At 32.0% G+C, this 26,564-nt stretch carries 31 protein-coding genes; 15 read left to right on the plus strand and 16 right to left on the minus strand.

What is annotated here, in order from left to right:
- Window positions 1–45: 45 nt before the first annotated feature.
- From CHB80_RS17345 to CHB80_RS17370, 6 genes are all read right to left on the minus strand, one after another.
- Window positions 46–891 (minus strand): universal stress protein, encoded by an 846-nt coding sequence (locus CHB80_RS17345; protein ID WP_089372776.1) that lies wholly within the window; start codon window positions 889–891, stop codon window positions 46–48.
- Between the two features lie 2 nt (window positions 892–893).
- Complete coding sequence (locus CHB80_RS17350) at window positions 894–1,748, minus strand: universal stress protein (RefSeq protein ID WP_089372777.1); 855 nt, start codon at window positions 1,746–1,748, stop codon at window positions 894–896.
- Between the two features lie 26 nt (window positions 1,749–1,774).
- Window positions 1,775–2,623, minus strand: coding sequence for a universal stress protein (locus CHB80_RS17355; RefSeq protein ID WP_089372778.1), 849 nt, complete (start codon window positions 2,621–2,623; stop codon window positions 1,775–1,777).
- Between the two features lie 79 nt (window positions 2,624–2,702).
- Entirely contained in the window at window positions 2,703–3,524 is an 822-nt protein-coding gene (locus CHB80_RS17360) for a universal stress protein (RefSeq protein ID WP_089372779.1), read from the minus strand.
- 78 nt (window positions 3,525–3,602) lie between these two features.
- Window positions 3,603–4,649 (minus strand): response regulator, encoded by a 1,047-nt coding sequence (locus CHB80_RS17365; protein WP_089372780.1) that lies wholly within the window; start codon window positions 4,647–4,649, stop codon window positions 3,603–3,605.
- Window positions 4,650–4,671: 22 nt separating this feature from the next.
- Window positions 4,672–5,838 (minus strand): PAS domain-containing sensor histidine kinase, encoded by a 1,167-nt coding sequence (locus tag CHB80_RS17370; RefSeq protein WP_089372781.1) that lies wholly within the window; start codon window positions 5,836–5,838, stop codon window positions 4,672–4,674.
- 109 nt (window positions 5,839–5,947) lie between these two features.
- Here CHB80_RS17370 and CHB80_RS17375 point away from each other — a divergent pair, with 109 nt between their 5' ends.
- The 7 genes from CHB80_RS17375 (at window position 5,948) to deoD (ending at window position 10,469) form a co-directional block, all read left to right on the plus strand.
- Window positions 5,948–6,352, plus strand: coding sequence for a hypothetical protein (locus CHB80_RS17375; RefSeq protein WP_089372782.1), 405 nt, complete (start codon window positions 5,948–5,950; stop codon window positions 6,350–6,352).
- 62 nt (window positions 6,353–6,414) lie between these two features.
- Window positions 6,415–6,819, plus strand: coding sequence for an OsmC family protein (locus CHB80_RS17380; protein ID WP_089372783.1), 405 nt, complete (start codon window positions 6,415–6,417; stop codon window positions 6,817–6,819).
- A gap of 83 nt (window positions 6,820–6,902) precedes the next feature.
- Window positions 6,903–7,619 (plus strand): VIT1/CCC1 transporter family protein, encoded by a 717-nt coding sequence (locus CHB80_RS17385; protein ID WP_089372784.1) that lies wholly within the window; start codon window positions 6,903–6,905, stop codon window positions 7,617–7,619.
- Window positions 7,620–7,759: 140 nt separating this feature from the next.
- Entirely contained in the window at window positions 7,760–8,164 is a 405-nt protein-coding gene (locus CHB80_RS17390) for a hypothetical protein (RefSeq protein WP_089372785.1), read from the plus strand.
- A 68-nt stretch (window positions 8,165–8,232) separates the two neighbouring features.
- Window positions 8,233–9,108 (plus strand): DUF3298 domain-containing protein, encoded by an 876-nt coding sequence (locus tag CHB80_RS17395; protein WP_089372786.1) that lies wholly within the window; start codon window positions 8,233–8,235, stop codon window positions 9,106–9,108.
- 12 nt (window positions 9,109–9,120) lie between these two features.
- Window positions 9,121–9,768, plus strand: coding sequence for a deoxyribose-phosphate aldolase (gene deoC, locus CHB80_RS17400; RefSeq protein ID WP_089372787.1), 648 nt, complete (start codon window positions 9,121–9,123; stop codon window positions 9,766–9,768).
- A 2-nt stretch (window positions 9,769–9,770) separates the two neighbouring features.
- Window positions 9,771–10,469, plus strand: a complete 699-nt coding sequence (gene deoD / locus CHB80_RS17405) for a purine-nucleoside phosphorylase (RefSeq protein ID WP_089372788.1) — start codon at window positions 9,771–9,773, stop codon at window positions 10,467–10,469.
- A 79-nt stretch (window positions 10,470–10,548) separates the two neighbouring features.
- On the opposite strand, the gene CHB80_RS17410 is transcribed toward deoD, so the two are convergent.
- The 8 genes from CHB80_RS17410 to CHB80_RS17445 all read right to left on the minus strand — a co-directional run bounded on the left by CHB80_RS17410 (window position 10,549) and on the right by CHB80_RS17445 (window position 16,766).
- Window positions 10,549–11,385 (minus strand): universal stress protein, encoded by an 837-nt coding sequence (locus CHB80_RS17410; protein WP_089372789.1) that lies wholly within the window; start codon window positions 11,383–11,385, stop codon window positions 10,549–10,551.
- Window positions 11,386–11,398: 13 nt separating this feature from the next.
- Window positions 11,399–11,698 (minus strand): HPF/RaiA family ribosome-associated protein, encoded by a 300-nt coding sequence (locus CHB80_RS17415; protein WP_089372790.1) that lies wholly within the window; start codon window positions 11,696–11,698, stop codon window positions 11,399–11,401.
- Between the two features lie 136 nt (window positions 11,699–11,834).
- Window positions 11,835–12,488 (minus strand): outer membrane beta-barrel protein, encoded by a 654-nt coding sequence (locus CHB80_RS17420; RefSeq protein WP_089372791.1) that lies wholly within the window; start codon window positions 12,486–12,488, stop codon window positions 11,835–11,837.
- A gap of 444 nt (window positions 12,489–12,932) precedes the next feature.
- Window positions 12,933–13,925, minus strand: coding sequence for an MlaD family protein (locus CHB80_RS17425; protein WP_089372792.1), 993 nt, complete (start codon window positions 13,923–13,925; stop codon window positions 12,933–12,935).
- A gap of 9 nt (window positions 13,926–13,934) precedes the next feature.
- A complete protein-coding gene (locus CHB80_RS17430) occupies window positions 13,935–14,684 on the minus strand; it encodes an ABC transporter ATP-binding protein (protein ID WP_089372793.1) in 750 nt (249 codons plus the stop codon).
- Window positions 14,684–15,466, minus strand: coding sequence for an MlaE family ABC transporter permease (locus CHB80_RS17435; RefSeq protein WP_089372794.1), 783 nt, complete (start codon window positions 15,464–15,466; stop codon window positions 14,684–14,686). Before CHB80_RS17435 ends, CHB80_RS17430 begins: the two co-directional genes overlap by 1 nt.
- Window positions 15,467–15,490: 24 nt before the next feature.
- Complete coding sequence (locus CHB80_RS17440; RefSeq protein WP_089372795.1) at window positions 15,491–16,327, minus strand: universal stress protein; 837 nt, start codon at window positions 16,325–16,327, stop codon at window positions 15,491–15,493.
- A 193-nt stretch (window positions 16,328–16,520) separates the two neighbouring features.
- A complete protein-coding gene (locus CHB80_RS17445) occupies window positions 16,521–16,766 on the minus strand; it encodes a GIY-YIG nuclease family protein (protein WP_089372796.1) in 246 nt (81 codons plus the stop codon).
- Between the two features lie 281 nt (window positions 16,767–17,047).
- Between CHB80_RS17445 and CHB80_RS17450 the strand changes: the two genes are divergently transcribed.
- From CHB80_RS17450 to CHB80_RS17490, 8 genes are all read left to right on the plus strand, one after another.
- Window positions 17,048–18,307, plus strand: a complete 1,260-nt coding sequence (locus CHB80_RS17450) for a tyrosine-type recombinase/integrase (RefSeq protein WP_089372797.1) — start codon at window positions 17,048–17,050, stop codon at window positions 18,305–18,307.
- Between the two features lie 2 nt (window positions 18,308–18,309).
- Window positions 18,310–19,167, plus strand: a complete 858-nt coding sequence (locus CHB80_RS17455; RefSeq protein WP_089372798.1) for a hypothetical protein — start codon at window positions 18,310–18,312, stop codon at window positions 19,165–19,167.
- Between the two features lie 119 nt (window positions 19,168–19,286).
- Complete coding sequence (locus CHB80_RS17460; RefSeq protein ID WP_089372799.1) at window positions 19,287–19,583, plus strand: helix-turn-helix domain-containing protein; 297 nt, start codon at window positions 19,287–19,289, stop codon at window positions 19,581–19,583.
- Window positions 19,583–20,065, plus strand: a complete 483-nt coding sequence (locus CHB80_RS17465; RefSeq protein WP_089372800.1) for a MarR family transcriptional regulator — start codon at window positions 19,583–19,585, stop codon at window positions 20,063–20,065. Before CHB80_RS17460 ends, CHB80_RS17465 begins: the two co-directional genes overlap by 1 nt.
- Window positions 20,055–21,140 carry a hypothetical protein gene (locus CHB80_RS17470; protein ID WP_089372801.1) on the plus strand — a complete coding sequence of 362 codons (1,086 nt, stop codon included), beginning with the start codon at window positions 20,055–20,057 and terminating at the stop codon, window positions 21,138–21,140. Before CHB80_RS17465 ends, CHB80_RS17470 begins: the two co-directional genes overlap by 11 nt.
- Window positions 21,141–21,198: 58 nt before the next feature.
- Entirely contained in the window at window positions 21,199–21,723 is a 525-nt protein-coding gene (locus tag CHB80_RS17475) for a hypothetical protein (protein ID WP_089372802.1), read from the plus strand.
- 634 nt (window positions 21,724–22,357) lie between these two features.
- Window positions 22,358–22,945 (plus strand): hypothetical protein, encoded by a 588-nt coding sequence (locus tag CHB80_RS17480; protein WP_089372803.1) that lies wholly within the window; start codon window positions 22,358–22,360, stop codon window positions 22,943–22,945.
- A gap of 420 nt (window positions 22,946–23,365) precedes the next feature.
- Complete coding sequence (locus CHB80_RS17490; protein ID WP_089372805.1) at window positions 23,366–25,714, plus strand: hypothetical protein; 2,349 nt, start codon at window positions 23,366–23,368, stop codon at window positions 25,712–25,714.
- Here CHB80_RS17490 and CHB80_RS17495 read toward each other — a convergent pair.
- Entirely contained in the window at window positions 25,711–25,923 is a 213-nt protein-coding gene (locus CHB80_RS17495; RefSeq protein WP_089372806.1) for a hypothetical protein, read from the minus strand. The two genes, CHB80_RS17490 and CHB80_RS17495, sit on opposite strands and share 4 nt — an antisense overlap.
- Entirely contained in the window at window positions 25,923–26,513 is a 591-nt protein-coding gene (locus CHB80_RS17500; protein WP_089372807.1) for an SHOCT domain-containing protein, read from the minus strand. Before CHB80_RS17500 ends, CHB80_RS17495 begins: the two co-directional genes overlap by 1 nt.
- Window positions 26,514–26,564: the final 51 nt, after the last annotated feature.

Raw genomic sequence — 26,564 nt, forward strand, 5'->3', positions numbered from 1 at the left:
TATTTAGTATAAAACTAATAGATGAGCAATGCTAAAACTATGATATTAATCAGTTAAAGAAGGAAGTACTAAAAATGGAATGGTGGTATGATGAACCATTTTTTTTATTACAGGTTCTCGTACCAATTTTTCTAATAAACTTTTTGGATAATTAATCATCGCTAATACATCTATTTCTAATTCACTATTAAAAATAGAGATTGCAACTTCTATCGTATTAAGATGCGGAATTACATGAAAGTTACAATCAATATCAGTTAATAAATCTTCCAGTACTTTTAGATGTTTTTCTTGTTTAGGAGAAAGTATTCGATCATAATATACTTCTACCATACGTAATGAGGCGTTCCATTTTTTAGTAATATCAATAAGAGGTTGTAACTCTTCTTTCGAATAATTCCTAGTGAAATTTGTTGCAAACCCTATCTTTTTAGGCCTTCTATACATTGCTTTTTCAGGAATGATAAGCAGGGGCTTTTTTATATCTGCATTTACAATACGATATGTGTTACTTCCCCATAATACATTTTGAAGACTGGTGGCTCCTTTTGATCCCATAATAATGAGATCATAACTATCCCTTGGAATGCTTTTAATAGCGTCTTCTAATGTTGCTCCATATGCTTGTACTTTATACGTATGCTTAGAGTTCTCATTTAAACTATTGATTTTTGATAGAAGTTGTTGTAGTTTTTCTTGAGCAGTTTGTTTGTAACTGTTATAGAGTACTCCTGTTCGATGCGGACTTTTGCCAAGTAATTTTATAGGAGAAGGTTCGTATGCATGACATAATGTAAATACCACTTCATCATCTTGTAATAGAAGCCTTGCATAGCTAAGGGCATTGTATGCGTTTTTTGAAAAGTCTGTAGGTACTATAATATTTTTCATGATTACTTTTTTTGAATAGCAGGAATTACTAAAAATGGTGTTTTTGTATGATGTGCAATTTTATTAATGACGGGAGTAAATAATAGGTTTTCAAAAATGTTATGTTTGTTATGTATCATGACTAGAAGATCTAGATTATGCTTTGATTGAAAATCATCTACAGCTTCTAATACATCCATGCCATCGCTTATATGAAATTGATGTGCATTTCCTGTAAAATAAGAGTCTAATTTTTCTTTGATGTCCAATTGATACTCATCTAATGAAACACCATAATATGCATTTAGAAAAATAACCCTCGAGCCATGAGAAGTAGCGATATTTTTAATTAATGGTAATCCTTGGTTAGCAATGGAGAGTTCATAATCTGTAGCAAAAACAATATCTTTTATAGGACGATATGTATATGTGTTTGGAACACAAATTACAGGCACTGTAGTTTTTTTAATTATGTGCATTGTTTGTGAACCTAGAAATATTTCTTTAAAACCTGAGGCCCCTTGCGTACCCATCACAATAAAATCTATATCATAAGTATTTACACATTCTATAACTTGTTCTGTCAAGAGGTTACAAGAGCTGATAAGTTCAAACCCATGTAGTTTATTAGAGAAGGTTTCTGTTACTTCTTTAATAGATTGTTGTAATTTTTCTTCTGATGTTTTTCGATATAATTCACCTAAATCTACATTTAAGGAAGTATGATACTCATAAATGGTTGAGGTATATAATGAGATAGGAGTATAGGTGTTGAGTAAATAAAACCTGCATCGCTCATTTTTCATAAGTTGTACAGCATAATGCAGTGCATTTGTTGCGTTTTCAGAAAAATCGGTGGGGATTAATATATGTTTCATAACCTTGTTTTTTGGATATATACGATCTATCGACGAGTTAAATTTTGAAAAACTAACAATGGTATTTTTGAATTAAGACTTATCGTATCGATATTAGATTTGTTAAGTAACTCTTCCATATATGAATGCCTTGAATTAACCATGACTATCATTTCTATTCCTTCCTTGCCAATATAGGCGTTGATAGCCTTTGTCATTGGTTCATAATCTCTTCTTGTATATTGAACAATAGTATCTTTTAAACAATATTCTATTAACGCTTTATTATCTTGTTGACGTAATGAAAGTCTATCATAATTTGAAAAGTGTAATAGATGAATAGTTGATCTGTAACTTTTTGCTAAACAGGATAGTAGTTTCATTTCTCGTCTTTTATAAGGAACCATAAAATCAGAAGGAAAGACAATGTTAGAAGGGCGTTCGTAAGTGTACTCAGATGGAATTCCTAATACAGGACATTTAACATATTTAAGTACTTGTAATGTATTACTACCATAGGTAATCTTACTATCATTGGTCTGGCCTTTTGTTCCCATCACAATAAGATCTATATTCTCAAGCTCTACAAAATCGTCTACCTCATCTAGTAAGCTTCCAAAAACGGCTTTAGGGATATACGTATGCTTTGGGTTTGGATAATAATCTTGAATTTTTTCTAAAACAGTATCTAAACCTTTTTCTGCTTGTTTTTTGTGAATTTCTTTATGTTCTTCTAAAGATTCTTTAGATACTACTGCCGGGTTATTATATACCTCATCTGCATATGCGTGAAATATATATACTTCACATTTTTCATATTTGAAATATTGGATCGCACACTTAAGAGCATTCCATGAATTTTCAGAAAAATCTACTGGGACTATAATCTTTCTCATTTGAAGAGTTTTGAATTTGTTATATCCAAAACTACCTCATTGGGGTATAAATAAATATGATTTTTATCAGCTATATACGTTATTCGTGTACAATTAAAAAGGGAGTTCTTTTATGATAATTAATAGAAGTGTCTGTAGAAGGAGAGAATAATAAATGTTCAGAGAAATTCATGTTTTTTGCAAATAAAATCACAAGATCTACCTCGTGAACATTTATAAAAAATTGTAATGCTTCATCCATTGTTTGATTTACTACAAAATGAAAACTATGTTCTAAATCTGAAAAGGCACTCTTTAAAAAGCTTTTATTTTCTTTTTGATTTGTATCGGTATATCCTTCCTGTTTTACTAAATTCAGAATAGTAAGATGTGCATCTGCTATGGTAATGATTTGCGATATTGTTTCTAAAGCTTTTGAATTATGTTGAAAGTTAAAATCTGTTACTAATGCTACTTGTTTTAATTTAGGACAAGGGACGTCTTGTGGAACAATAATAGTTGGGCATTGTATACGTGTAATTACCTCTCGAGTATAACTTCCTATGGTAGTATCTTTAAGTACATTAGCTTGTTCTGTACCCATTACAATAAGATCTATATTCTTTTGATGAACGGTCTCTTTTAATGATCTTATAAAACTTCCTGTTTTTTCTATAGAAGAAATTGTATGATGTTTGCTCTTCTTTTTATCTAAAAGTTGAGTCCATTCTTCTAGTTGATAATGACTAGCAATATTCTTATGTAAAACTAACTCCCCTGTATTTTCTTCAAGATCATTGCTGGGAATATCAATATGGATTACATGAAATGTAACAGCTATATTCTTAAAAAAGGATTGGACGCAACGTATAGCATTCCAAGATATTTCAGAAAAATCGACAGGTATTAATATATTTTTCATCCCCTACTATTTGTAAAATAACAAATATATCTTGATGAAATTAGGACAACTATGACAAATATCAGTTTGTGATATTTTTTACTGCATTGTTTTGAGCCCTTCTATGTTTAGGATTTTAATGTTTCTTCCTTCTATCTCTATATATCCATCTTTTTTAAAACCAGATAAAGTGCGTATTAGACTTTCTGTGGCTATACCAGCTACACTAGCGAGATCATTTCTGGAAATACGAATACCTTCTTCTGGTGTTTTACTAAGAACTTCCACAAATTGTAAGATGGTTTGCGCTGTTTTTTTGCGTACAGAACTATATGCCATCTGTAATAATTGAGACTTAACATCAGAAAGTGTATCGGTTAAAAGTTCCATAAGCTCAAAGGATACTTTTTGACTTTTTTCTAGAATACCTTTTAATTCATTTTTTGAAACTGCAGCTAGCGTCACATCTTCAATTGCCATTGCAGATTCTTGATATGGAACATTATCTATAAAAGAGGTAAATCCTAAAAAATCATCGGGCCTGAATAAAGAGGTAATCAATTCTTTACCATTTTCGTCCATTTTTGATGTTTTTATAATTCCTTTTAGGATTAAATAGATAAGATTTGAATTAGCTCCTTCTTTAAAAATCTCTTCACCATTTTTATACGTAACTACGTCTCCATGATCATCAAAAAAGTTTTTTAATTCGTGTAAACTACGTATTTCGTCGTCGTTTGTTTCATCTTCTTTTACTTGAGATAGATTGGAAAGTATTTTTGCTTTTGCAATACGACTTTCTATAGCACTTATAAGATCTTCCTCTTCAAATGGTTTGGTGAGATAATCGTCTGCACCTAGATTCATACCCTTACGTATTTCTTTATGTTCTGTTCTTGCAGAAAGAAATATAAAGGGGATATGACTCGTTGCTTCATGACTGGATAATACTTCTAGTACTTCATAGCCATCTGTTTCTGGCATCATAATATCACATACTATAATATCCGGAAGGTTTTCTTTCGCAGATGTAATTCCCAATGTTCCATTTGCTGCTGTAATCACAACATAATCATTAAGTTCAAGGAGCTCTGCTGTATTTTCGCGTAAAGCGGTATCATCTTCTATTAATAATATAGTTTTCATCTACTATTGTTGGGTTATGGGGTTAGTTTTTTATAAGAGGGATATGTATCGTAAAGGCGGAACCTACATTTTCTTTACTCTGAAAAGAAATTGTCCCTCCTAAATTCTCGAGATGGCTTTTTACAATATTGAGACCTATACCCGTACCTTGATTCGTTAATGCATTTTCTGCTCTAAAATACCTTCCGAAAATAAATTTTTGTTCTTTGTCAGGAATCCCAATTCCTTCATCATTGATTGTAATTTTTAATTGATTTTCATTCTTCTCTAGAATAATCTCTACAGTAGAATTTTCACTAGAATATTTTACGGCATTATGGATGAGATTGGTAAGTATTAATTCTAATATTTTTTCATCAAACTCTATGATGACATCCGTCGCATTTTTAGGATATTTAATAATCTGACCATCTTTGAGGTGCATGTTAGCATCATAGATGACCTCATCAAATATTTTACTTATTGGAAACGATGTGAATTTATAATTGACCTTGCCAGATTGTAATCGTTCAATAGATAAAAAATCGTCTATAATCGTATTTAAATACTTTACTTTTCCTTGTATGGTTTTTAAATGTTTTTCTCTCTTCTCTTGTTGTTCTTCCTTCGTATACTTTCCCGCAAGGGTAGCAGAAGTAAGAATTCCAGAAAGGGGAGTTTTAAACTCATGAGAAACTAGTGATAAAAATTTAGTTTTTAATTCATTTAATTCTTTTTCGGCAGCTAGTGCTTCTGTAAGTTGTTGTGTGCGTTCAATAACTTTTGCTTCCAGATTTTTATTGAGATTGATAATTTCTTCTTCTTGTTTTTTTCGTACTGTAATATTAGTTATTAACGCCATAATGTATGAATGGCCATGCAGTATAAAAGGGTTGAGACCTACCTCTACTGCAATCTCTTGCCCATCTTTGTGTAGTCCATAAAGATCCCTTCCTATACCCATTTGCCTTTTATCTTTATGTACCATGTATTTTTTGAAATGGCCATGATGAGCATTGTGGTATTTTTGAGGAATTAATGTTTCTAGCATAGCCCCTTCTATTTCTTCTTTTGTATATCCAAAAATATTTCTAACTGAAGTATTACTAGCTACAATTTGTCTTTTTTTATTTACAATAATAACGCCCTCAGATACACCTTCAAATAAAATCAAAAACGTGTCTTCTATACTTTCTTTAAAGAATTCCATACTATAAAAATACAATTTATAAATAGGATTTTTTATGCTGAGATGACAAATATCATAGATCAAGATTAGTATCAAAGTTATTTTTACAATACATAAAAACAATAAGAACATGCCTGTTAGAACAAAAACATTATTGTATCAAAATTTAGGTAAATTATTTTATGCGATAGCCGCTTCAGATACAATAATTCAAGATCAAGAATTTGAAGCTTTGCAACAATGCGTACAAAAATATTGGAAAGATTATAATGACCTTAATCAAGTCTTTGAAGAAGAGTATACACAAGTTATTGAAGCAGTATTTGAAGGTGTGGAAGCGTTTGAACTATCTGCAGAAGAAATGTTTCAAGATTTTATCTCTTATAAGAGAGAACACCCTCAACTTTTTACCAATGTACTGAATACATTGATTATGGCAACTGCAAAGACAATTGCATATGCCTTTGAGAATGTAAATACATCTGAGCAGAAATTCCTTACACAATTAGAAAATGAACTAAGTATAATAAGTTGATATCTCAATTAGTATACACAAACAAGCGAACCATAAACGGAATACTAATACCAAATTAACTTATGGAATATTCGATTAAAGCTCAATCTTTTTCAAGAAATAAGGCTACAATACATGCAAAACAATCTGAAATTGTTTTTGGGATTACTCCTGAATCTGCTGATCTTTTACCAAATCCAGCAGAATTATTTTTAGGATCATTTTTAGCGTGTATTCTTAAAAGTGTGGAGCGCTTTTCCATATTCATGAATTTTGAATATTCAAAGACTGAAATAACCGTCAATGCAACACGGTTTGAGAAACCTCCAAGAATGGATGCTATAAATTACGAATTGAAAATTTATAGTCAAGACCCTAATTTGAATAGTGAGCTCCTTAAAAAAAACATTGAAAAGTTTGGAACTATTTATAATACTGTAAAAGCTTCTTGTGCGATTACAGGTAAAATAACAGTTATAACGACCTAAGAAGAAAGACAAAATCAAAATGACAATTGGTTGTATATATTCTAAAAACACTTCAGTGAATTATAATTTTAAAAAATAATCTCATGTCAAACGAAAATGTAGGATTAGATAATTATTTAGACAATCATTACATACATAGAAGTAATTGGTTGAGAGCAGCCGTATTGGGTGCTAATGATGGGATTTTATCCACTGCAAGTATAGCAATTGGAGTTGCTGCTGCTAGCGATATTAGAGACCCAATTATATTAGCAACATTGGCTGGACTAGTGGCTGGAGCCTTATCAATGGCAGCTGGAGAATATGTTTCTGTAAGTTCACAAACTGATGTCGAAAAAGCAGACATTGAACGTGAAAAGAAAGAACTACAGGAAATGCCCGAAATCGAATTGCAAAGACTTGCTGAAATTTATGAACAACGTGGATTGAAAAAAGAAACAGCCATAATAGTAGCTAAAGAATTAACAGCATATGACGCTCTCGGGACACACGTCAGAGATGAATTAGGAATTACTGAAATTTCGCAAGCAAAACCTATTCAAGCGGCATTGGCTTCTGGTGCAGCATTTACAGTAGGAGGATTACTCCCTTTTTTAGTGACATTATTTCTCCCCTTAGAAAGTCTAGAATATTCCCTTTATAGTTCTGCCATTTTTTTCCTTATTGTTTTAGGGATGTTAACTGCAAAAACAGGAGGGTCAAGTATCACAAAAGCAATCATTCGAATTACATTTTGGGGAACAGTTGCCATGGGACTAACGGCTCTAGTTGGTTACATATTCAATGTAAATGTTGGATGATATCTACTTTTAAAAAATAAAATATACCTCTTTTTAAAAAGTAAATTTCTTCTTGATTTGATAGATGTTCATATGACATTTATCATAGAATCCTAGAAACACTATAAATACATTTGAAACAACAATTAATATTTTGAAATATGGAAACCCAAGAGAAAAAAGATATTTACTTCTATCAAAACTTAGGAAGACTTTTTTATGCTGTAGCTTTTATAGATAATGTAGTTAGAGATGAAGAGGTGGAAACACTCAAAAAATTTGTTTCATCTACTTGGGTGTCTCTAGATAATGAACCCGACGAATACGGTTCTGACAGTGCTTTTCAAATAGAAGTAGTTTTTAATTGGCTAGAAAGCGAAGTGTTTGATGCGCAAGAAAGCTATGATAGCTTTAAAGAATATTATGTCAAGCATAAATCATTATTTACAGAAATGATAAATCGTAGAATTTTAAAAACGGCAAGTGCAATTGCTGGAGCTTTTGCAGGCACCAATAAATCTGAACTCATTTTACTTACACAATTACATCTTCTCATAAAAGATTAATTAGAAAAAGAGTGTTGATGAAAATAAACAATTACCGGGTAAATCAATAACAATTAAAATCTAAACAAATGAAGCCTACACTCATAGTATTAGGAATTCTTATAAGTATCTTTTCTTGTAAAAATAATGATAAGGAAATAGAGCAATCATCTTTTGAAATTGAAATAGAAGAAGTGGTAGATACAGCTTTTAATGAAACTTTAGATAAAGATATCTTAGAAAATCAAGTATCAAAACAATCTATAAAAAAAGCACAGCTCGTTCGTCAGGAAGATGAAAAAGATGCGCTTCAAGAATTGGTCACTTCAAAAAAGATATATCAAGAAGATGATGCATATATATTAGATTATACCTACCCATATTTAAATGAAAATATAGATGCTGGTTATATAGCTTTCAACTCCTATTTAAAAGAAAGCTATCTAAATGTAGAGCGTACTATTAATGAGATTCTAGAAGATAAAGAACTATTATGTGACACCCTTAAAATAGATCGCTTTCGCGAAAAGCGAATTATAGATTACAAACTACATTCTACAGCAAATAATCTTATTAGTATTTTACTGTACAAAGAAAACTTCTACTCTGGTATGAGACATTCTGCATACACATTTGACTGTCTTAATTATAATACAGAAACACATTCCTTTATCTATTTTAACGACTTCTTTATACCTAAAGCAGAAGACAAACTTTTTACTATTATTAATGAAACTATTACTAATGATATTGAGTCTGGAGACATGTATTATGATTGCTGGCAACTCACAGAAATGGATTTTAGAGCTTATAAGAATAACTTTGTCGTCAATGGAGATTTTATAGAATTTTACTTTGATGATTGTGTGATATGTCCTTCCTATACAGGTACATATGGGATTAAGCTTCCAGTGCCTAAGATTTTACATTTAATAAAACAATACCAACAACCTCTGCTATTATAACTTAATTATTTTATGCTAATTAATCAATATATAGATCATACATTACTAAAGCCCACGGCAACAATAAATGATATAAAAAAGCACTGTCAAGAAGCCATTAAATATCACTTTTATGCTGTATGTGTTAATGAATGTTATGTTACGCTTGCGCGAAATTATCTCGGCGAGAGTCCTGTCAAAGTAGTGGCAACTGTAGGATTCCCTCTTGGGGCAATGGCCGCCGAGACAAAAGTTATTCAAGCTAAAAATTGCATTCTCAGAGGGGCTAGTGAGATAGACATGGTAGTTAATTTAGGATATATAAAATCTGGATTATTGGATGCTGTAGAAAAAGAGATCGCAAGTATTAAAAAAGCAATAGGAAATCACGTCTTAAAAGTAATTATTGAAACAAGCTATCTCACAGACGAAGAAAAACGTTTAGTAACAAATCTTGCCATAAAAGCTGGAGCCGATTATATTAAAACTTCAACTGGATTTGGCACTGTACCAGTTACTCTAGATGATATTGTATTATTAAAAGAAGTCACAACCAATAAAATAAAAATAAAAGCTTCAGGCGGCATTAGAGATGCTCTAACAGCAAAGCAATTTATACAAGCTGGTGTTCATCGGTTAGGAACATCTTCGAGTATAGCGATTGTAACACAAAAACAATAATAATGAGTACACATATAGAAGCTCAAAAAGGAGCAATTGCAGAAACTGTTTTACTTCCAGGAGATCCTATGCGAGCCAAATGGATTGCCGAAACATTTCTTGAAGATCCTATTTGTTATAATAAAGTTAGAGGAATGTATGGATATACAGGCTATTATAAAGGAAAGCGCGTTTCTGTACAGGGCACAGGCATGGGAATCCCATCTGCATTAATATACTGTCATGAACTTATCAATGAATATGGAGTAAAAAATTTAATTCGTGTAGGATCTGCGGGTTCTTATCAATCTGATATATGTTTAAGAGATATTGTAATTGCTATGGCTGCTTCTTCTACTTCCGGAATTAATAATTCTAGATTTATCAATGCAGATTATTCACCAACAGCAAATTATGAACTTTTCAAGAAAGCTACAGACTATGCAATAACACATAACATTCCAATAAAAGCAGGTAATGTCCTCTCTACCGATGAGTTTTATGAAGATAATTTTGATGATTATAAAAAATGGGCACAGTTTGGTGTTTTGTGTGTAGAAATGGAAGCCGCGGGCTTGTATACAATTGCTGCTAAATATAATGTGAAAGCATTGGTGATATTAACGATCTCAGATTCATTGGTTACTGGAGAGCGTACCTCATCTATAGAACGAGAAACTTCTTTTACAAAAATGATAGAAATAGCTTTAGGTACTATTTGAGTTCAAGATTATTCTTATCATAAAATAAAAGGGAAACTAACTTAGTTAGTTTCCCTTTTATTTGAATACATATATCCAATTAAATTTTAAATGTAAATACAGGTAATTCTGCATGATTTGCAATATCCTCACCTATACTTCCATTAAAAAAATGTGCTAAACCTCTTCTTCCATGCGTAGGGATTGCTAATGCATCAGCCCCGGCTTTATAGGCATAATCAAAGATAGCTTGCTCAATACTATAACCATTTAAATAGACAACCTCATCAGGACGAATAGGAGCATCAAAATCGGCAATAGTAAGAAATTCTTCAGCCCTTTGATCTATTTGTGTAGAACTCTTAAAGGCAGTACCAGGTAAATTTACATACACGAGATCTACTGCAGCTCCTAATAATTGAAATAAACGCATTGCTTTGCGATATGCCAATACATTTTCGGTTTTAAAATCACACGCAAATACAACTCTATCGAGCATAAAGTCGGTAATTTCTTTTTTGATCACTAATACAGGAATATCAGAGGTCCGTACTACCTTCTCGGTATTAGATCCTACGAAAACTTCAGAGAGTCCTTTACTACCATGTGACCCCATGATGATTATATCAACACCTTGATCATTAGCCACCTCATTAATCTCATTAAAATCTTTATAATTCTGTACAATTTCTGAAACAGAAATCTCATCTAGAAATGCATGTGATTTTATATCTCCAAATCGTTTTTTAGCTAGCTTCATATAGTAAATAGCTTCAGCGACTTCTTGCCCTTCATTTTTTGTTAAGATCGCTTGTGACAATCCTAACATATGTAATAATATAATTTCTGCATCATGTCTTTTTGCAAGTGTTGCAGCAACTTTTAATGCATATTCTGAGTGATTTGAAAAATCAACGGGGACTAAAATTTTTTTCATGACATGATATTATTTAATGAGCTGTGAATATTTGCTTACGTTTTTTAAGTTGTTTTTCTATGTCAGATAACGTTTCTTTTACTGCCATTTCAAAATTTTTCTCAACAGAGGAAGCATAAAGACGAGGTCCAGGAGCACTAATTTCTATTTCACACATACAATGATTACCTGTGTGATCATTTGTTTTTTTTATAAATACCTGTGCTTTAATTAACCAAGGGTATTTTTTGAATAATACATCTGTTTTATCTTCTATGTATTGTGTTAAGGTCTCACTAGTAGCAATTTTTACAAATTGTATTTCGATAGTCATAGTTGTTTAGTTTTAAATTTCTATTTCAAAATTAAGAGACTCTTTTATTAAAAAATATGATGCATATCATACTATGAGTATTTAGATAAAAGAGTTTGTAAACTCTTAAAAAATAATGGTAAGTGTCCCGATATTATCAAAATCGGTACATAGCTCCAGCACTTATAGTGATGAACTCTAAGTTTAATACTTGTTCGGTAGTATCAATGAGTATTATTGTATTTGGAGAGAATCGATAACGTAGTTCTGCAGTAAATGTCCAATGGTCAAATACAGGAACTAAGACACCGCTTCCTAATTGCCAATTGAATGTGAAATCAGTTTTTTGATCATTTGAAGGCGTGTCACTTGTGACTTGTATTCTGCTATAAATAGTACCTGCGCTTAGATAATAACCTACGTTACTTTTATTTAGAGGTAAACGTAAGCGAGCTCCTAAAATATAACCACCTTGATTGAAATCTATATGGTCTTCATCAAAACGTTCGTCCGTATCAACCTGACTCCAATGTACACCTCCATACAAGGCTAAATGAGGCATGATATTATATGTTGCTTCTAATTCTAAGCCATTTCCAACTCTAAGATCTTTATTCATAAAAGAAGTAACTGGAAAATTAAGTTGAGGTCTGAAAACCACACCCCATCGTTCTTGTGCAGAAACATAGCAGGTAGTGATTAACATAATGACTAGACAATACATCTTCTTTTTAAAAAGAAACCCTGAGAAATAGTCAGATGATAGATGACTAAGAATACTCTTTTTTTTATTGTTATAACGATCATTCATAGTCCCTAAATTGTATTTGTTTATGTACTACTAAAGTAGGAGTAGACCTCTTTTAAAAAAATGATCTTTATCAGTTAATAAGCTTTTTAACGATGTGTTTTAAAAGGGAAATGGGAGTGAAATTTTAAAAATAAAAGCGACCTAATACATAAATGATTAGGTCGCTTTCTTCATGATACAAAATCTTACATCTTTTTTTGTGGGTAATTTATTATAGAATCTATGCTATTAAATGAAATCAACTGATCAAAAGCGCCTTTCATAAAGTATATATATGCTCAATCAAAAGTTTAGTCACGTAGACTTTATAAAACTTATTGAGTTTCTATAAACTACTATAGGATAGTTTTTCTTAATAAACCCCGAAGATGTATAAGAGCGTTGTATAATTATAGTATAAAAGTAAATTGTTTTTACCTTAAAAAATATGATATATATCATATTTCAATTTTTTAAATCTCTATTTTTTCTTTTTAAAGCTTCTTTTTCTATTTTCTTAAAGTATCCTCTAAAGAAAATAGAGTGTTGTAAAGCTTCCATGTTCTCATTAAACTTAGCAGTGCCTTCTTTAATACTCTGCATAGTACTATCTATATCTTTAGTGAAATTTTCATTCATAGTAAGATGATGCATAGCTCCTTTGTTATTAGAAATACGAGTCATTACGGTATCTAGTGTGGCGCTTACTTTTTGTATATCTTGACTTGCTATTTCTACATTTTTGATAATAGTTTTTACTTTCTGTCCCTGTATACTATCAGCAAGTAATACACCCGCAACACTATGTTCCATATCGATACGCTCTAATGTTGTAGAAATTTCATGGGTCATTGTTGCGATGTGATTGCTGGACGTTTTTAAGTTTTTCATTGTAGTTTTAATATCGTCAGATAATTGCTTGTCATTTAATAATGATGCTATTGTCCCATCTCCATTCAATATTTCGGCGGTAATTTTTAGTAAATCGGCAGAGAGTAATGCAAGATTTTGATTTGTTGCATTAAGTGTTGTCATCATATTATCGGTACTTATACGACTGTAACTAGCTATTGTATCTCCAGAAGTTACTAATGGAGATACTCCTTCTCTAGGAATAATATTTATGATCATATTTCCAACTAATCCATCAGAACCTATGGTGGCTACGGCATTTTTTTTAAGATAATTGCCCATATGTTCTTTAAGCATCATTTCTACAAAGAGAAGCGTATCTGATTCTATTTTAATAGCATGTACTGTTCCAATATCAATTCCAGAATACCGTACATTATTGCCTAGTTGAAGCCCATTTACATGAGTGAAATGAGCATTGATTTTTATAGTATTTGAAAATATGTTTTGTCTATTTCCAATGAGATATAATACAATAACTAGCAGTATTGTCCCGGTGATTACAAAAATGCCTAATCGAACTTTATTTTTAGAAGATGCTTCCATAGTTTATCGTTATTTAAAAAACATTTTAGTCATAGAATCTTTAGAAGAAGATAACTCATCATAAGTTCCTTCTGCATAATTGATGCCGTCTACTAGTAAAATAATTCTATTAGATATGACGCGGGCGCAATCTACATCATGAGTAATAATTAGGGATGATGTTCCGTATCTATCCTGAATATTTCGCATTAGATGTATAATTTCCTTGGCAGTTATAGGGTCTAAGCCAGTAGTAGGCTCATCATAAAGCATAATACTAGGTTTAAGTATTAATGCTCTGGCTAATGCTACCCTTCGTTTCATTCCACCAGATAATTCGGAGGGCATGAGATCTATAGCGTCTACTAAACCTACATTTTCTAATGCTTCGTGTACAAGGTCATGTACGCTTTCGCGAAAGCGTAATTTGTCTTTATGTCTGCGTAAAGGAAATTCTAGATTTTCACGTACTGTCATCGAGTCGTACAAGGCACTGCCTTGAAATAAAAAACCAATTTCGGTACGTAAAAAATCCAACTCTGTCTGGCCTAATATTGAGATATCTTTGTTTTTAATTTTAATAGTTCCAGAAGTAGCTTTCATCAGTCCTACTAAACATTTGATCATCACAGATTTCCCAGAGCCTGATTTCCCCATAATGACTACGTTCTCTTGAGGATATAATGATACATTAAACCCTTTAAGCACTTGGTGGTCTCCAAAGCTTTTTTTTAAATCTTTGATTTCTAAAACAGGAGATATGTTATTTTTTATAGACATTAGATTTCAAAAAATATATCAGATATAAATACTGCAATAAAGTCAACTATAAATAAAAGCATAGAAGCATACACGACTGCAATATTGGATGCTTCGCCCACACCTAGAGTCCCTTTTTTACAATGATATCCTTTATAACACCCTACAAGACCTATTACAAAACCAAAGAAAAAAGTCTTTATCGTTGCGGGTAAGATATCTCCAAAGGATAAAGCTTTAATTACTTTATTAAAGTACAGCGTAAAGGAAACACCTCCTTTTGAGTACTCAACTAGCGAAGAGCCTATCAATGCAATAGTATCACCAAAAATAACAAGTAGTGGTAACATTAAAGTAGTCGCGGTAATACGTGTTACCACTAGATATTTAAAGGGGTTGGTTCCAGACACTTCCATTGCGTCTATTTGTTCTGTAACTCGCATAGATCCCAGTTCTGCACCTATGCCAGAACCTATTTTTCCTGCACATATAAGTGCTATGACTACAGGGCCAATCTCTCTTACAATAGAAATACTTACCATAGATGGCATCCATGATGCAGCTCCAAATTCTAATAGAGTAGGACGTGACTGAAGCGTAAATACAAGTCCGAGAATAAATCCAGTAACCCCAACTAAAAAAAGAGACCTATTTCCAATGATATAGCATTGTTTTATCAATTCACTAGTTTCATAAGGACCTTTAAAAACTTCTTTAAAATACCGTATCGCAAAATGCGATAAATCTCCAATCTCAATTAGAAAATTGTATAAACGTGTTGGATATGTATTTACAAGAGACATGATGCTATATGATTTCAGTACATTCTAGTTTTTAAGAAAAATAGTAGGTTTCTCTATTTTTAAAATCAAATCATCAATACCTGTGTTTTTTAAAATTCTAGATGTAAAAGATGTTGGACTAGTCCTCACGATATTAATATCGGTTTTTAATACCTCATCGACCACTTGGAGTTGCTTTCCTTTGTTTTCTGTATGCTGCGAAAGATGAAAATAGGGGATGTTATTTTGATCAAAATCTTTTTCAATTTGATGCATTTCTTCTTTTTGATATAAAGGCTCTGATGATGATAATCTTAACACAGATACCCTTGTAGTTTTCCTATCTATTATTTTAAAAGCTTTGTCAAAAACATGGGTTGTGTAGGTAGTGTCTTTATCAAGGACTAAAAGAGCATTGTGTATAGGCTCATAAACATAATTTTCAGGAATAATAAACACAGGACAGTTTACTTTACGAATCACTCGGGTACTATGACTCCCAAATATTTTTTCAATAAAATTGGATTGCCCATTTGATCCCATTATAATACAATCAATATCATGATTTTTAACAGCTTGTTTTACAGCATCTGTAAATACATCATAATCTAATAGATCTGTAAATGTATAATCCTCATGTGTATAGGTTTCTTTAAGAAATGCAATCTTAGTATCTAACTTTGTTTTTGAAGAAGATAAGATGGTGTCGTATAGCGTCTCATCTTCACTAGCCGTTATGAGATTATCTGTAGTATACTCCCATACTTTTACAATATTTAAAAAATAAAAATGACACGATTGACCGCTAAAAAAATGCATGGCATATGTAGTTGCATTTATAGAATGAGGTTCAAAATTTGATAAAATCAATATATTTTTCATAATAGCTCAGCATGGTTGATATGTCCAAAACTAAAGCCGAAATATGAATTAGGGTATGATATATATCAGTTCTCTAAGAATAGGGTGTGTTTTGAGGGTTTTTGGAAATAGTCTTTAAAAGAATAAAGCTGGAGATGCACCTTCGAGCTTCCGTTAAGGGAATACAGCTGTCTGTCCTTTCAGTCTAGATGTATTAAATAAAACGTTTGTTCATAAACGCTCTGCCAGATCCAGATTTAAGATATTTTTCAAACTGATACGCTTTATATTTATCGTTAAATTGAATACTAGTAATAAGTGTTACAGGAGTTCGATATTTAGTAGATGTTACTTGTTGTTTATTATGAGATTGAAGTCTTTTGTCTAAGTAAGATGTACAACCTACATAATGCGAGTTGTCATTACATTTGATAATATAAACAGTCCAAGTTTGTATCATAGTAAAGTGGACGTTGTCCACCGTAGCTCAACGTATCAATATAAGTTGAGTGAGATTAAGTTGTAATAAAAACTCGCCGTCGCTTCATAAAAAAATGAAGCTATGGCGAGCGAAGGTGGAGTCGGGCGGTATTGAACTATTTATATGAGTTTTTACTTTAATATTAGTGTTTATAATAAATTAACCTATTTTAAAGGCTTTTATATCACTAATTAGTACCTTTGATATATAAAGATATAAAACATAATTGTCAACGATTGTGTAAACTTATATGTCAACGCATGAAAAGCAGTACATTTTTTTTAAGAAAGCCTAAAGGAGATAAAAAGACCTTAATACTATTCTCATGTAATTTCCAGAATGAGGGCAAGAAGTTTGTTTATTCTACAGGAGAAACTATTCTACCTATGCATTGGGATTTTAAAAACAGATCACCAAAAACACAAGGCAAGAAAGACGAAAATTGCAATACAATAAAAAACCAGATAGCTAGGTATTCCAAAAAACTTGGAGAAGTAGAAGCGAGATGTACTGCAATGGATGAAGATTTTACCTCACAAATATTAAGACGTGAGTTTGATAAAGAATTCAAAAAGACAAAAGTAGGTGCAAGTGTATTTTTTGATGCTTACGATGATTTTATGAGTGATAAGATAAAATTACATGAGTGGTCACATTCTACTATAAAAAGATATAAGAACATTAAGAACATCTTAAAAGACTTTGAGAAAGACCGTTCCTACAAACTGACATTTTCAAAAATTAATAGCTCATTTCATAGCGAATTTACCGACTACTGTTTAAATGATAAAGAGCATATAACAAATACATACTCTAGGAATTTAGGACTTTTCAAAACGTTCATGTTTTGGGCATTAAAAAAGCATTACACCTACAATACAGAATTTGAGAGTTTCAAAAAGAAAGAAAGGGTAATCACAAAGCAGATCGCACTTAGTAAAGATGATATTGATAAGTTGCTACAAACAGAATTTAAAATCGAACGTCTGGAGAAGGTGCGGGATATATTTATTTTTTGCTGTGTTACGGGTATGCGTTTTGGCGAACTAAAACTTGTAAACATTCAAAATATTATCAATGATAAAATAATATTGAAAGAAGAAAAGTCTGTATCTAAAAAAGAGCGAAAGATACCTATCCCATCTATCGGTAAACAGATACTTAAAAAATACAATTATAAACTTCCCTTAGTCAGCAATCAGAAAATGAATAAGGCAATAAAAGAAGTTTTTCAAGAAACAGGGTATACTTATGATGTTGAGAAAACTACGACTAGAGGGAAAGAAGTTATAAGGGAGAAAATGCCATACTTTGAGCGCATAGGAACACACACAGCAAGACGTACCTACATCACTATGATGAAGTCAAAAGGTAAAAGCGATAAACTTATCTCAGAGATCACAGGACACCGAGACATCAAAACTTTAAATCAATACTACCAAGTAGACGACACGCATACTGCTAATGCTGTTGATGATGTTTTTGGGGATTTTGAATATCAAATGAAAAATATAAGCTGATAATGTTTATTCCTGCAATAATAAGAGAGCAATTAAGCGTGTTGTTTGAAATCCTAAAAAGGGATAAAGAAAATGAAATACATGTTTGGTATTACTTCATTCAAAGAAATGAAGTTCCTTTCTTGGATTCACATGAACTGGATATATGGATGACTAATAATAAGGTTGAAAGTGCTATTGCCTTTAAAATGATATTGTGTCTATCCAGAGATATAATAAGGTTGTATGAAGATATATATTTTGATAGGGATAATAATATGCGTAAGCCAGACGACGAAGTGATAAGAGTTTATAATTTGCGTGAAAAAAAGCCAATGGTTTTGGTTTGTGATAGTCGTACAGAAATGCATGATAGAGGAATGAAAGACATCGTTTTTAATGGTAAGTTTTATACCTTTTACGCTATGAGAATAATTGCAACAAAAATATGTCAAAATATACAAAGCGTTGTTATAAGTCACATGCCCAATCTAGCTTATTTAATTCAATTAGATTTTGAAGATTACGATTTTAAAATACCTAGTCCTAAAAATGAGGAAATAAATTACATCTACAACGGGAAAAAAATTCCTGCAAAATATTACGCTCTATATCATTGGATTTTAATTGCTTTAGGTCAAGAAATACCTTTTGTTCCAAATGAAAACGATCAATACAGAAGATCGGAAATAGAAGATATTGCAAAGACTAAATATTCTGGAATAGGTAGTCAGAGTTTTTATAGGTCTTTTATAGAATTAGATATAACCAGGGAAAATGAAATTGCAATTAATTTTGGAAAAGATTATAAAAAAATAATTAGTCATATATCTAATAATAATGCAAAAGTGATACAAAAACTTAAAAAGTTACCTAACTAATTTACCTGAAAATAAAAATATTTATCTAAAAATCAATCACTTGTGTTGAGGTAAAATACCTATAAATTACCCGTTTAATATCTGTCAAACCTTTGTTGTGAACAAAAAACACAATAAAAATGACAAACAATTTAGTATTAAGCACAAGGAACATTGACGACTTAATTTTGGATATAGCCAATGCGGTTGTAAGTCAAATAAAATCGGGCAAGACTAAAGAAGATTTATCGAGCAAAAGGTATTCGATAAAGGAAGCTGCAAAAACTTTAGATGTAACAGCATTAACAATTCGTAACTACATTAAAAACGGTGTGTTAAAAGCTGATAAAATTGGAGGTAAATATTATATCCCTCATGCCGAATTATACAATCCTTCTAATGAGGTTAAATCACTTAAATACCAAAGAGCATCATAATGAGCGGGCAAGAAAAAAGCCCGAAAGCTCTAGGAGATAATTCGGGCAATGCTTCTTTACAGGGAAAGCAAGGCGAAGATACAAAGAAACTTATAAGAAAAAAAAGAAACTATCCTAAAGACAGGAATACAACACTATCTCAGTACACTAGTTGGGAAGCTGTTAAAAGTTCGGATACTAAAGCAAGTCAAGAGAATTATATACTTGCTATCCTACAGGGATCTGAAACACCACAAACAAGACGACAACTAGAAGAAGCTTCTGGAATACGAGTAACTAACATGACTAGAATTATGAATGATCTAGTTAAAGGAGGTTATGTTAGAGTATTGGATGAATTGATTATTTGTCAGTATACCAAAAGACCCGTACAACAATATCAGACTTTAAAAGATGGAGAAACGGGTATTTCAATAGAAACAGGAACAGTGATTGTTCCATCTGTAGATTTAGAAAGAAGGGAGGTGTATAATGCCAGTTGATTATATCAAAGCAAAATTAAGCCCTAGTGATAGTACTAGGACTTTCTTTGAAAGAGTGATTGTGAGGTGGGATTCTTTGGAGAGAAAAGAGGTACTAGATTCCGATACAGGAGAACTCAAAAAAAGAACTATAGGGAAATACAGAGATTTAACCTTTTCACTTTATGAAAGTGGTATACTTATCATCGACGGTAGTCTACATAAATACTCAAATAATGGGATTCATAATTATGATGTATTCTCTTATCAAAGACTAATAAATGTACTTAATGATTTAAGAGAGGTATTCAATATCGATTTGGAGAAAGTTATACTTCTGAATATTGAAATTGGATTGAATATAACTACTCAATTCAAAGCATCTAAAATAGTAGAGTCAATTTTGCTCCATAAGCAGAAACTAGCAAAGTATCAATCTATAAATAATTCAGAATTTAAAAGATGCATACATCAACGCTACGGCATAAAAATGTATGATAAGACTTTACATTATCTAGGTAAGCCCTATACCGATTCTAAAGGCGTTAAGCAGTCGCATAAAATACAGGGCGAGATATTTAGATTTGAAATGCACCATAATAAAATGATTGCTTTAAATGGATTGGGGATATGCACTTTAAATGATCTCTATGATAGTGGAAAATTAAGATTAGCACTTGAACTACTTTGCGAGCAATGGAACAATCTATTAATCTATGATTGGACTATAAGAAAGAATGAGCTAACGAAATACAACAGAGGTGTTAAACTTAATCAATGGAGTAATCCTGTTTATTGGAATAACTTATCAAAAAGTCATAGAGGAAATCAAAAGAAAGTGATGCAGAAGCTCATGCAGTTTCATTCACAGAATATCAAGCTTCTAGTTATGAATCAACTTAAACAAATGGTTCAGAATGTGCTTCAAGAAACGGCGGTTAAAAGGTACACAGATACAAATAATAATAGTGTACCAATTAACCATTCATATATACTGTTAAAAGGTACACAAAAACGATCTGCAATTATAAGCACTCATTTTGATATTGAAAGTCTTGTTTTAAGACGCCCTAGAATCGAGAGAAAAGCAAGTTAAATTAAAATCACTACATACCCCTTTACGGGGGTTGTGTTAGTGTCATGCATAAGTACACATGAAAACAAAAATAATATTAAGAAATACTCTATTTAAAGTCGATATGCTGATAGGGAACATTAAATCATCTATTCAAAAAGAAGATGCTCAGAAGGTGCTACGTTATAGAAGCGATTTACAGGAGTGTTTTAATAATCTTCTTGCACAACAAATCCCCAGGAGGCAACAACTAGAAATAAGTAGGCTTTGTGTTGAAATTAATAAAACACTTGCCAGTGCTTACAACTACATAGAAACCTATAGCAACAATCTATATCAAAACAAGGATAGCGACATCTTTAGGAGTATTGATTGCATCATTGATGATACTAAAGGGATAAAAAAGAGTCTTGAACGGGGGCACATGGTAATGGCTGAAATATACTTAGATGATTATATAAAACATTCTCAAAGATTAATAACCAATCACAGGGATGATATATGTATTACTATGCAGTTTAAAACTGAATTAGGTGAGGCAAATTTCAATATGTTCATGGAGTATTTAGACCATGTATCTGCTATTGAATTAATGAAGGCTTAAAGACTTTTTCACAGTCAAATACACGCGAATGATAATGAGTTATCTTACATATAAAAAGCAAAAGTAAAACAATACGCGCACGCATTATGCGCAAGGAATACAAATCTAAACAACATGAAAAAAGAAGGTCAAACAAAACAGGTTAAACCAGAGAAAAAAAAAGAAGAAAAAAGCGAACGTGTAAAAACTAGGATTTCATTTAAAAGTCGTAGAATTTAATTACTGAGGCAAAGAAAATCAAAAAGATACGCATACGCATCATGCGCACGCGAGGCAATGAAATACACTAAGTTTTACTAAGGTTACCCCGAGGTTACCCCAAGGTTTTTTTGGAATCACAATGCATACACGAGCAATAGTTGATAAAGGTTTTTCACGAGTCATAACAAGCACATGAAATCAAATGTTTTAGCTGAAGAGTATTTAGGGGTCACAATATGCGCATGTTAAGTAATCGACTTCGAGCCAATAAGAAAAGACTTTGTCCTAATCAATGCACGCGATAAATAATTGTTTTCGAGTCAATAAGAAAAGAGCATGATTTTTGGGCAATCACAACGTGTGTACAAGAGTTTTCGTACTCGATAAAAAATAAAAGTTCTTTAATTATCTAGGTTACAAATAAAAAAAGAATATGCCAAAACCCGCAACATACCCTCCAATATTAGATAGCCTTCATAGGATTTCAATAGCATTAGAACGAGATCAAGGGCATTTTAAAGAAGGTAAGAAAATTACAACCTTATTAAAATGGGAATGTAGAGGCGTTGTAAATGCTGAGGCTTATTTCACTAGCGACATGATTAATGATGTTTGCAGTATTGTATACATATTCAACGATGAAATAGTGAAAACTAAAATATATCTGGAGCGTATTAAATCAAATCTAGGGAAGGGAGATACGATCTATTTTGTTTGCCCCTTCACAGGTTTAAGGTGTCGCGTATTATACAGGTATGGAAAGCATTTTAAACATAGAACGGCGTACCCAAAAGCAATGTATAGAAGCCAGACAGAATCAAAAAGAGATAGAGAGTTTAGGCAAAGTTTTGGTTGGCACTATCAAAATCAAAAAATTGCAGACGAATTAAATAGCAAGCATTTAAAAAAAACATACAAAGGAAAAGTTACTAAAAGATTTGCAAGGCTTTATAATAGATTAACACAAGTGAATAGTATTACGATGGAAGATTTTAAAGATTGGAGCAAGTTAAATTATTGATCGAAATAACATAAGACTTTTCGACGGTCAAATTGTCATGTAAAACACTGGTAAATAATAGGTTTTAATAGTGATAAAACGGTGTAAAATTTGTAATTTCATGTAAGTATATGAAGTTATTAAGTGAGCTTTCTTAATTACTTTATAAGTGTGTAAATACCTCTATTAATTAAAATAAGCCATTCTTACGGGTTTTTATGCATATATAGTGTAATTGTATGCGTGGGTATTAGATAATCCATCTAAAGGCTTTAAAAAAGCAACAAATAATCTAAATAGTTTTAAAATGAAAAATGACCAAAACAAAGAAGTAAAGGAAAAATCGAGCAATAAAAACAAACTCATAAGCCGTAAAGAGGGTTTTAGTAGATTGAGCCACGAGGAAACTGTAATAAAAAATAATAGTGTAAGATTTAAGTAATGGCAGACTTATTTAAACTAGGAAAGGTAAAAATATTCTTAGACTTTATTAGTGATGGTCATGGTCGTGTTCAGATAGCCGAGCCAGTAGGTTTTGATTCTCTTAATCCTACACTTGAAAAAGATGACAATAGGCTAGGAATTGATGTATTTTTTGCGGGGGGTGTTTTAGGGCTTGAGTTTTACGCTAATCAAAGAATTGTGATTGATGGTGTAGAGTTAACACATCAATTTGATAGATTAATAAATAACTGGAAGACATACGGCGCAGAAGCAGAAATAAAATTCATTGTAGAGATTGATGGTATCGATAAATATTCAGGGGAGCTTGATTTTGATACAGGAACAGAAACGGACTACATTAATTTTATAAAGTGTGGGGTACTTCAAGATACATTACAGGCGGTTGTAAAAAGGCGTAGCGGGGTAAAAGTAGACTTATTTTCTGATGAAGATTTAGACGGTAATACTATTACACCATTAACAACTACAAATGTATTACTAAAGGCGACACCCGAGCGACTAACTAGCGAGTGGGTTTCTAGTAATGAGGAAATAATTGTCAACTTTAATGTGAGTGACCCGAGTAAAATTGTAGGATTTGTTCCTTTCCCTACAAAATTTGAAATACAAGGAACTAAAAGCCCTTTTTTCGGTATATCCGTTGAAAATTCAGACGCCGAAAAATGTGTTTTTTTGACGGCTGAAACAAATCTTTCAAACGTAGTTTTCAATATAGAGGATTTCACGTATAGTTTTTCAAGTTCATCAAGCCAAAATTACGAGTTAGTTTATAGAAAGGGTGTAGATTTTTCTACGGCAGAAGTCACAACGGTTACAATACCTTCAGGCAATACTGATGCGTCTTATGAATTTGGAATTGGTAAACTAGATAGAGGCGAAAGCTTTTGGTGTTATATTGGAACTTTCGCACCTACTCCTAGTGGTTTGGTTTATACTTTAACAAGTGTAAATACCTCCATAACTTCAATTAGTACAGCTATAGACAGTATTACACAATCTTTCAGGTTTATTGATATAATGCGTCAAGTGGTTAAAAGCGTATCGGGTGCGGATATAGTAGCACCTAGATTTGATGTAGGAGGTGAATTTTATAATGATTTTACTTTTAATGGTATACTTATTAGAGGTATTACAGATCGCGCTTTTAACATCTCAATAGAAGATATAGTAGAACAATTAGCAGAATTAAACGGAGATTTTCAGATAAGACCAGATGGAACGGTATTTTTTGGCATCTATGATGATTTCTATCCTGACAATGAAATAGCAGATTTAACAAGCCAACCGTTTACGAGCTATCGAAATAAGTTAAGCCCAAAGGCGTCATACAATCAAATTGTTTATAAGTACAAGAATTATGAAAAGGGAAGAAATGAAGACGCTCAAAACTCATTAGAGGGAATCCATACAGAATGTCAAATGTTATTGCCTAATATAAGAAATCACGATATAATTGAAGTTGAAGTACCTTTTTCTCGTGATCCTTTTCTAATTGAAAAAATAAGATTGCAAGGTATACAGGTGAGCGACAATACCGCGAAAGAAGACGACGACGATTTTTTTATGATTGATGTGTATGAGGAAACGAGCGCAATTTCAAAAAGTGAAGGTATGGTAGTGAATATGGTTGTAATAAATACCACTGTATTAGAGTTGTCAAACGATGGGAGTTTTAGTTTTAATTTATTAGGGGGAACGGTAAACGATCAGGTTTCAATAACTGGAGAAAATAACGGTAATTATATAATAGTGGGATTTTCACCGCAAACAATATCACTAGCTCCAGTGACACCAACTCCAAACCCAACTTTTACAGGTGTGACACGTATAGTACTCAATTATAATGTAACAGCTACAAATTTAGTGACGGCTACAAATCAAGACTTTGATTTTATAAGCGGTACAACAGATCCTACAGGGTTTGCAAACATGAGATATAGCACTAAGCAAAACATAATTAATAGATACGGAAAGCATTTAAAAACATCATGCCAGAGACACCCCACAGGAGTAATTAAGAATATAGTTTACAGGCATAACGGCGAATTTCAATCAAGAAGAACAGGTAGTGCGGTAACTATTACAGAAGATCAAGACATTGATGTAAATACACTACCTACAGCAATATTAAAAGACACATATACAATTACGCAAGTACAAATGGATATAGAACAGGCTTTTGATATTATATATGAACAGCAAATGATGGGGGGATGGTTAAAGGTGTTAAATCCATTACAAGAAATAGAGAAAATACACGCAACTAATTTAGAGTACGATGTCGTAACGGGGTTAATGTCTATTGAGGGTGACGAAAGAATTTAACCTTGACAACCTAAAAACAAAGCGTTGTCTGGTAGTGGTGATTCTGGTCTTTCGCCTGTTTCACAATCTACATCATTAGCAGAAAAAGTATTACCCATTTGGTCAACTCCATTTATTAAGGTGTATTCACCTATGCAAGTACAGGGTTCATCATCTGAAGAACAAGAGTATAGAGATATAAAAGCTAGTATACAAAGTAATTTTTTCATTAGTTTTTGTTTAGTATTTTTTTCTTTTCAGCTTCATATTCTTCTTTTGTTAAAACACCTTCATCGTAAAGCTTTTTTATTTTGGCAAGTTGATCGTATTTATCTGTTTGATTAACAATAACAGAGGGTTCTTTCGGAGTACATGGTAGTATTTCACAAGTTGAGATAGCACCTTCTATATTTAAAGTGTAGTTAGTAATATTCCCCCCTCCAATTGTAAAAATAACACCTCTGAAATTACGGCCATTATAAACTCTTATCTTCTTTAATTTAAATCTTAAGTTTCTGTTTGAAGCACCTAATCTATTTGCTTCTGCATTGGTGCTAATTCCCCAACCTCCTATATTGGCATGAACAAACTTTCCATTAGTATCTGATCCCTCATTAAGTTCGTAAAATTCACCAACCTTGTAAGTAATCCCATTACTAGCTTTGTAAACTTTTACTCTTCCAGATTTTAAAGTATCTCCTGAAAGCTCTCTCTGTCTTTTCTTTTCTGCTTTTTCTTTTCTGTATTCTATTAGAGCATCACTTTGAGAATAGGACGCCAAAGAACATAAACATAGTATAAGTATCAGTAATTTTTTCATTTGGTCAGTTTAAGACGGCTAAAGTATTAATAATTAGTTTAATGCTATTGT

Origin of the sequence: Dokdonia pacifica (genome assembly GCF_900188275.1) — a bacterium.
Lineage (GTDB): Bacteria > Bacteroidota > Bacteroidia > Flavobacteriales > Flavobacteriaceae > Dokdonia > Dokdonia pacifica.